This is a genomic window from Phenylobacterium sp., assembly GCF_044371015.1.
In the GTDB taxonomy this organism is placed as follows: Bacteria; Pseudomonadota; Alphaproteobacteria; order Caulobacterales; family Caulobacteraceae; genus Phenylobacterium.
Genome location: NZ_JBILUK010000232.1, coordinates 1 through 4,981, shown reverse-complemented (window position 1 = coordinate 4,981; position 4,981 = coordinate 1). Strand labels below are relative to the sequence as shown.

General features: G+C 68.6%; 5 protein-coding genes and 1 pseudogene. 5 read left to right on the top strand and 1 reads right to left on the bottom strand.

The window, feature by feature from the left end; translation table 11 throughout:
- From ACIQ3R_RS15180 to lpdA, 5 genes are all read left to right on the top strand, one after another.
- Positions 1-1,203 (top strand): pyruvate dehydrogenase complex E1 component subunit beta (locus ACIQ3R_RS15180; protein ID WP_397419700.1); only part of this gene is annotated, 1,203 nt, incomplete at its 5' end.
- Positions 1,200-1,607: a GFA family protein gene (locus ACIQ3R_RS15175; RefSeq protein ID WP_397419699.1), complete on the top strand. Its 408-nt coding sequence runs from the start codon at positions 1,200-1,202 to the stop codon at positions 1,605-1,607. The genes ACIQ3R_RS15180 and ACIQ3R_RS15175, both read left to right, overlap by 4 nt.
- Entirely contained in the window at positions 1,604-2,899 is a 1,296-nt protein-coding gene (locus tag ACIQ3R_RS15170; protein WP_397419698.1) for a pyruvate dehydrogenase complex dihydrolipoamide acetyltransferase, read from the top strand. Before ACIQ3R_RS15175 ends, ACIQ3R_RS15170 begins: the two co-directional genes overlap by 4 nt.
- A gap of 10 nt (positions 2,900-2,909) precedes the next feature.
- A complete protein-coding gene (locus ACIQ3R_RS15165; protein WP_397419697.1) occupies positions 2,910-3,386 on the top strand; it encodes a glutathione peroxidase in 477 nt (158 codons plus the stop codon).
- Positions 3,386-4,777 carry a dihydrolipoyl dehydrogenase gene (gene lpdA / locus ACIQ3R_RS15160; protein WP_397419696.1) on the top strand — a complete coding sequence of 464 codons (1,392 nt, stop codon included), beginning with the start codon at positions 3,386-3,388 and terminating at the stop codon, positions 4,775-4,777. The genes ACIQ3R_RS15165 and lpdA overlap by 1 nt, the downstream gene beginning before the upstream one ends.
- Before the next feature lie 8 nt (positions 4,778-4,785).
- Here lpdA and ACIQ3R_RS15155 read toward each other — a convergent pair.
- A pseudogene (locus tag ACIQ3R_RS15155) lies at positions 4,786-4,981 on the bottom strand (2-acylglycerophosphoethanolamine acyltransferase); the annotation flags it as partial.

Sequence of the window (4,981 nt, the reverse complement as noted above, 5' to 3'; positions counted from 1 at the left end):
CCCCCTCCGTCCGCTGCGCGGCCACCCCCCCCTGAGGGGGAGGACAAAACGCCCTCATCCTCCCCCATCGGGGGAGGGGCACCGCCGAAGGCGGTGGAGGGGGGCGACGCCGCACCGGCCTCTCGCGCCGAAGCCAAGGGCGACCCGGTCCGCGCGGCGGCGGCCGCAGCTCCGGCTCCCGTTGCGACCCTGCCCGATCCGGACGTTCCCCCCGGAACCACCTTCACCAAGGTCACGGTCCGCGACGCCCTGCGCGACGCCATGGCCGAGGAGATGCGCCGCGATCCGGACGTATTCCTGATGGGCGAGGAGGTCGCGCAGTACCAGGGCGCCTATAAGGTCAGCCGCGGCCTGCTGGACGAGTTCGGCCCCAAGCGGGTGATCGACACGCCGATCACCGAGCACGGCTTCGCCGGTCTGGGCGTCGGCGCGGCGATGGCGGGCCTCAAGCCCATCGTCGAGTTCATGACCTTCAACTTCGCCATGCAGGCGATCGACCACATCATCAATTCCGCCGCCAAGACGCTCTACATGTCGGGCGGCCAGATCAGGACCTCGATCGTCTTCCGCGGTCCCAACGGCGCCGCCTCCCGCGTGGCGGCCCAGCACAGCCAGGACTACGCGGCCTGGTACGGCCACGTGCCGGGCCTCAAGGTGGTCGCGCCCTATGACGCCGCCGACGCCAAGGGCCTGCTGAAGGCCTCGATCCGCGATCCGAACCCGGTGGTCTTCCTGGAGCATGAGATGCTCTACGGCCAGGAGTTCGACGTGCCGGACGGCGTCGACTGGGTGGTGCCGATCGGCAAGGCCAAGGTGCGGCGCCAGGGGACCGGCGTCACGCTGGTCGCCTATTCCCGGATGGTCGGCTTCTGCCTCCAGGCCGCGGAACTGCTGGCCGCGGACGGCATCGAGGCCGAGGTGGTCGACCTGCGCACGATCCGGCCGATGGACATCGAGACCGTCGTCGAAAGCGTGAAGAAGACCAACCGCCTGGTCACGGTCGAGGAGGGCTGGGGCCCCATGGGCGTCGGCGCCGAGGTCTGCGCCAAGGCGACGGAGCTGGCCTTCGACTATCTCGACGCCCCGCCGATGCGCGTCACCCAGGAAGACGTGCCGCTGCCCTACGCGGCCAACCTGGAAGTGCTGTCGATGCCGTCCGTGGAGCGCATCGTCGCAGCGGCGAAGGCGGTTTGCTACCGATGAACGGCGCCCCCACCTGGCGCGCGGGCGGGTGCCACTGCGGGGCCGTGCGGTTCGAGGCGGCGCTGCCGGATCGGATCGTCGCGCAGAGCTGCAACTGCTCGATGTGCGAGAAGGTGGGGTTCATCCACGTCATCGTGCCGGAGAGCCGGTTTCGGATCACCGCCGGTGCGGATCGGCTCACCCAGTACAGCTTCAACACCGGCGTGGCGAAGCACCTGTTCTGCCCGGTCTGCGGGGTGAAGAGCTTCTATTGCCCGCGCTCCAATCCCGACGGCTGGAGCGTCAACGCCCGCTGCCTGGATGATGCGGACGGGCTCGACATCACGGTCGAACCCTTCGATGGCCGCAACTGGGAAGCCCACGCCCACACCCTGGCCCACCTCAGCGAGGACGCCCCCGCATGACCGACATCCTGATGCCGGCGCTGTCTCCGACGATGGAAGAGGGCGCCCTCGCCAAGTGGTTCGTGAAGGCGGGTGATGCGGTGAAGTCCGGCGACGTGATCGCCGAGATCGAGACCGACAAGGCGACCATGGAGGTCGAGGCCGTCGACGAAGGCGTGGTCGAGGCCATCCTGGTTCCGGAAGGGACCGAGGGCGTGAAGGTCAACACCGTGATCGCCCGGCTGGCGGGGGGTCTGGCCGCGTCGCCCCCTGAGGGGGACCACAAGACCGCCTCATCCTCCCCCAACGGGGGAGGGGGACCGCCGAAGGCGGTGGAGGGGGCATCCCCACCCACAAAAACACAGCCTGCATCTCCGCCTCCAGCCCCGCCCCGCAAGGAGGACGGAGGCCGGATCTTCGCCTCTCCGCTGGCGCGGCGGCTGGCGGAGCAGAAGGGGATCGACCTCTCAGGCGTCGCCGGCAGCGGGCCGCACGGGCGGATCATCAAGGCGGATATCGACGCGGCTCAGCCGGGCTCCAAGCCCGCGCCGGCCCCGGCCGCTGTCGCGGCGCCTGCCGCCCCGCGTCAGGTTCAGAGCCTGGAGCAGATGGGCATCGCGCCCGGCAGCTACGACCTGATTCCGCTCGACGGCATGCGCAAGACCGTGGCCCGGCGGATGACCGACAGCTTCCGCGACGTGCCGCACTTCCCGCTGTCCATCGACCTGGAGATCGACGGCCTGCTGGCGGCCCGGGCCCGGATCAACGCGCTGCTCGAGGCCGAGGGCGTGAAGGTCAGCGTCAACGACCTTGTCATCAAGGCCTGCGCCGTGGCGCTCAAGCGGGTGCCCGAGGCCAACGCCTCCTACACGCCGGAAGGCATCGCCATGCACCATCACGCCGACATCGCCATGGCGGTGGCGGTGCCCGGCGGGCTGATCACCCCGATCATCCGCGCCGCCGAAACCAAGGGCCTCGCCCAGATCGCGCGGGAAGCCAAGGATCTCGCCGAGCGGGCGCGGACCAAGAAGCTGAAGCCCGAGGAGTTCCAGGGCGGCACCTTCAGCGTCTCGAACCTCGGCATGTTCGGGATCAAGTCGTTCGCCTCGATCATCAACGAGCCGCAGGGCTGCATCCTCTCGGTCGGCGCGGGCGAGAAGCGGCCGGTCGTGCGCGGCAATGAACTCGCCGTGGCCTCGGTGATGTCCGTCACGCTCACCTGCGACCACCGGGTGGTCGACGGCGCGGTCGGCGCCCGCTGGCTCGCGGCGTTCAAGGCGCTGATCGAAGAGCCGCTGACGATGATCGTTTGAGGGCGAGGGGGTGACCACGATCTACGACTTCACCGCCGAGACCATCGACGGCGCGCCCGCGCCGCTCGCCGACTATCGGGACAAGGTGCTGCTGATCGTCAACACGGCCAGCCAATGCGGCTTCACCGGCCAGTACGCCGGTCTCGAGGCGCTCTACCGCAAGCACCGCGACAAGGGCCTCGTGGTCCTGGGCTTCCCCTGCAACCAGTTCGGCGCGCAGGAACCGGGCGATGCGGAAGAGATCAAGACCTTCTGTTCGCTGACCTACGACGTGGACTTCCCGCTGATGCGGAAGATCGACGTCAACGGCCCCAAGGCCCATCCGCTCTACGCCTGGCTCAAGTCCCAGAAGAAGGGCGTGCTCGGCGCCGGGATCAAGTGGAACTTCACCAAGTTCCTCATCGACCGGAAGGGCCGGGTGGTCGGCCGTTTCGCCCCCACCGTTGAACCCAAGGCGCTGGAAGGCGCGATACAGAGGCTGCTCTGATGGCTGACGCCTTCGACGTTGTGGTGATCGGGTCCGGACCGGGCGGCTATGTGACCGCGATCCGGGCCAGCCAGCTCGGCCTCAAGACCGCCATCGTCGAGCGGAGCGAGCTGGGCGGCATCTGTCTGAACTGGGGCTGCATCCCGACCAAGGCGTTGCTCAAGACCGCCGAGGTCTATGAGACGCTGGATCATCTCAAGGACTATGGCCTGTCGGTTCAGGGCCGCGCCTTCGACTTCGACGCCGTGGTGCAACGCTCCCGCAAGGTCGCGGCGCAGTTGAACGCCGGCGTCGCGTTCCTGATGAAGAAGCACAGGATCGAGGTGATCGAAGGCTCGGCGCGTCTGGAGAAGGGCGCTGCTGCCCCGACCGTGGTGGTGGGCAGCCGGCAGATCACGGCCAAGCACGTGATCCTGGCCACCGGCGCGCGTGCCCGGACGATCCCGGCCATCGGCCTGGAGCCCGACGGCGAGCGGGTCTGGACCTATCGCGAGGCGCTGGTCCCGAAGAAGGCGCCCAAGTCGATGGTGGTCATCGGGTCGGGGGCTATCGGCATGGAATTCGCCAGCTTCTACAGGGCTCTAGGATCGGATGTTACGGTCGTCGAGATGATGCCGCGGATCCTGTCGGTGGAGGACGAGGAGGTCTCCAAGGCGGCGCACAAGGCCTTCGAGAAACGCGGCATCAAGTTCCGCGTCCCAGCCGGCGTGAAGAGCCTGACCAAGACCAGGACCGGCGTCAGCGTCGAGATCGAGGCCGGCGGCAAGGCTGAAACGCTGGAGGCCGAGGTGGCCATCGTGGCGGTGGGCATCGTCGGCAATGTCGAGGACATGGGCCTGGAAGCGCTCGGCGTGAAGATCGACCGCACCCACATCGTCACCGACGCGCATGGCGGCACAGGGGTTCCCGGGCTCTACGCCATCGGCGACGTGGCCGGGCCGCCCTGGCTCGCGCACAAGGCCAGCCACGAGGGCGTGCACTGCATCGAGCACATTGCGGGCCTCAAGCCCTCGAACCTCACCGCGCCGATCCCCGGATGCACCTACACCACGCCGCAGATCGCCAGCGTCGGCCTGACAGAGGCCCAGGCCAGGGAGCAGGGGCGCGACCCGAAGGTGGGCCGTTTCCCGTTCCGCGTGAACGGCAAGGCCATTGCGGCCGGCGAAACCGACGGCTTCGTCAAGACGGTGTTCGACGGCGCGACCGGGGCCCTGATCGGCGCCCACATGATCGGGCACGAGGTCACCGAGATGATCCAGGGCTTGGCGCTGGCCATGACCCTGGAAGCCACCGAAGCCGACCTCCACGCCACGGTCTTCCCGCACCCGACCATGAGCGAGGCCATGCACGAGAGCGCCCTCGACGCCTACGGCAAGGTGCTGCACATCTGAGTGAGCGGCTACTCCGCGTCGACGATCCGCTGCAGCGCCACGTAGTCGGTCTTGCCGGTGCCCATGACGGGGATCTCGGGCACCTTCAGGATGCGGCGGGGCACGGCGATCTCGGGGGCTCCGACCGACTTGGCGTAGGCCACGATCTGCGCTGTATCGGCGTCCTGCCGGTCGGTGACCAGCACCAGACGCTCGCCCTTCTTC

Coding starts and splice junctions, on each gene's coding strand:
- ACIQ3R_RS15175 (WP_397419699.1), top strand. CDS start 1,200: ATGAACGGCGCCCCCACCTGGCGCGCGGGCGGGTGCCACTGCGGGGCC.
- ACIQ3R_RS15170 (WP_397419698.1), top strand. CDS start 1,604: ATGACCGACATCCTGATGCCGGCGCTGTCTCCGACGATGGAAGAGGGC.
- lpdA (WP_397419696.1), top strand. CDS start 3,386: ATGGCTGACGCCTTCGACGTTGTGGTGATCGGGTCCGGACCGGGCGGC.